Source organism: Actinomycetota bacterium (genome assembly GCA_035697485.1).
Classification (GTDB): domain Bacteria; phylum Actinomycetota; class UBA4738; order UBA4738; family HRBIN12; genus JAOUEA01.
Genome location: DASSCU010000044.1, coordinates 1 through 2,117, shown reverse-complemented (window position 1 = coordinate 2,117; position 2,117 = coordinate 1). Strand labels below are relative to the sequence as shown.

At 70.0% G+C, this 2,117-nt stretch carries 3 protein-coding genes; 1 reads left to right on the top strand and 2 read right to left on the bottom strand.

Annotation, left to right across the window (positions count from 1 at the left end; all coding sequences use genetic code 11):
* Both VFI59_12015 and VFI59_12010 read right to left on the bottom strand, forming a co-directional pair.
* A partial coding sequence (locus VFI59_12015; protein HET6714420.1) for a PHP domain-containing protein occupies positions 1-492 on the bottom strand: 492 nt, incomplete at its 3' end.
* Positions 493-526: 34 nt separating this feature from the next.
* Positions 527-1,543, bottom strand: a complete 1,017-nt coding sequence (locus VFI59_12010; protein HET6714419.1) for an alpha-hydroxy acid oxidase — start codon at positions 1,541-1,543, stop codon at positions 527-529.
* 142 nt (positions 1,544-1,685) lie between these two features.
* Between VFI59_12010 and VFI59_12005 the strand changes: the two genes are divergently transcribed.
* A partial coding sequence (locus VFI59_12005) for a CDP-alcohol phosphatidyltransferase family protein (GenBank protein HET6714418.1) occupies positions 1,686-2,117 on the top strand: 432 nt, incomplete at its 3' end.

Sequence of the window (2,117 nt, the reverse complement as noted above, 5' to 3'; positions counted from 1 at the left end):
GTGCGCCGGCCCGCCGTCGCCGATGTACCGCTCGAACGCCTCCTTCTCGGTGGCGACGACCCCCGCCTCGACCATCGCCTGAGCGATGTGCGGCCGGACGATCGTCGCGTCACCCGCGATCGCGCGCACGCGTTGGAACGCGACCGGCAACCCCAGCTCCTGGAGCTTGCCGACCATCAGCTCACCGCGGCGGAACCGGTCCTCCCGCAATCGCCGGAGCTCGAGTTGCAGGGCCGCGTCCTGCGGATCCATCCAGTAACACAGCACGTGGACGCTGTTGCCGTCGAACTCCGCCGAGAACTCCACACCGGGAACCACCTCCACACCGACGACCGAACCCGTCGCGAGCGCCTCCGCCAGGCCGTCGGTCGTGTCGTGATCGGTGAGCGCCACCACGTTCAGGGCGCGCTCGGCGGCGAGGCGAACGACCTCGGCCGGCTCGAACGTCCCGTCGGAGCGGTTCGAATGGGTGTGCAGGTCGATGCGGGGCATGACGGCTCATGCTCGCAGACGGCGGCGAACCCCGTCACGCACGCTCGACGTGGGCCCTGGTGATGTCGGCGACCGAACGCGTCCCCGCGAGGATCATCGTGTTCTCGAGCTCGGCGCGCAGGATCCGTAGGACGTCGACCACGCCCTCCTCTCCGGCCACCGCGAGACCCCAGCACGCCGGGCGTCCTACCAGCACGGCGGTCGCGCCCAGCGCGAGCGCCTTGACGATGTCCGTTCCCCGCCGGAACCCGCCGTCGACCAGCACGGGAACGCGCCCTTCCACCGCTTCGACGATCTCGGGGAGCACCGTGATCGGAGCGTGGACCGTGTCGAGCTGTCGCCCACCGTGGTTGGAGACGACGATCCCGTCGACCCCCACCTCGACGCAGATCCGGGCATCCTCGGCCGTCATGATCCCCTTGACGAGAAGCGGCACCGGGGCGGCGTCGCGGATCCACGAGAGGTCGTCCCACGTGAGGTCGGGCGCGAACGTGAGCTCGTCCTGCGGGAGGCCGATCGGCATGTCGAAGTCGTTGCGCGCATCGCGGTGGCGCAGGCCGCTTGCGGGGAAGTCGACGGTCAGGCACACGGCCGCGAACCCGGCGGCGTGCACCCGGTGCAGCATGTCGACGGTCTCGCCGCGTTCGGTGAACACGTACAGCTGCCACCACTTCGGTCCGTCCGACGCATCGGCCACGTCCTCGAGGTAGTCGACGGTCGTGCTCGAGACCACCATGACGGTCTTGGCCCTGGCGGCAGCCCGCGCGGTGGCGAGCTCCCCATCCGGGTGCGCACGCTTCTGATACGCCCACGGCGCGACGAGGACCGGGGCGTCGATGCTCGTCCCCAGCAGCTCGATCGAAGGATCCACCGGCCAGGCTCCGGTGAGCATCCGTGGCCGGATCACCCAGCGCTCGAAGGCACGCCGGTTCTCGGCGAGGGTCCATTCGTCTCCCGCCCCACCCGCGAAGTAGTCGTAGACATCGGTCGCCAGGCGCTCGCGGGCGAGCGGCTCGTAGTCGTCGACCGTGACGATCTTCGGCGCATCCACGGTACGCAGCCTAGGGCGTCAGAGATGTGACGGTGGGACCGCCGTCGTGACCACCGCCTCCGAGCCGGCGCCGGCGCTACACCGAGCACGGCCCGCCACGTGCCGTTCACGTCGAGGCACGCTGTTACGATGCCGCGGAGCCGTGACGACCCCCGCCGACCTTCGCGCCGCAGCGTTCCTGAAGGTCGTGACCTGGGCTCGGGTGGCCCTGGTCCCGGTGATCCTCGCGCTGATCGTCGCAGGGCCGGACAAGGAGGCGGCCTTCACCGCAGCGAGCGTGCTGTTCGCGATCGCCGCGCTCACGGACTTCTTCGACGGGCTGCTCGCCCGCCGATGGGCGCAGACGAGCGTGTTCGGCAACTTCCTCGACACGACGGCCGACAAGCTGTTGGTCTCGGGCGCCCTGGTCGGGCTCCTCGTGGTGGGACGTGTCTCGCCGTGGATCGCGCTGATCATCATCGGCCGCGAGATCATGATCATCGGCCTCAAGGGCGCGGTGGCGTCGACCGGCGACCTCGTCCGGCCCTCCGTTTGGGGCAAGGCCAAGGCCAACGTGCAGTTCCTCGCGATCTTC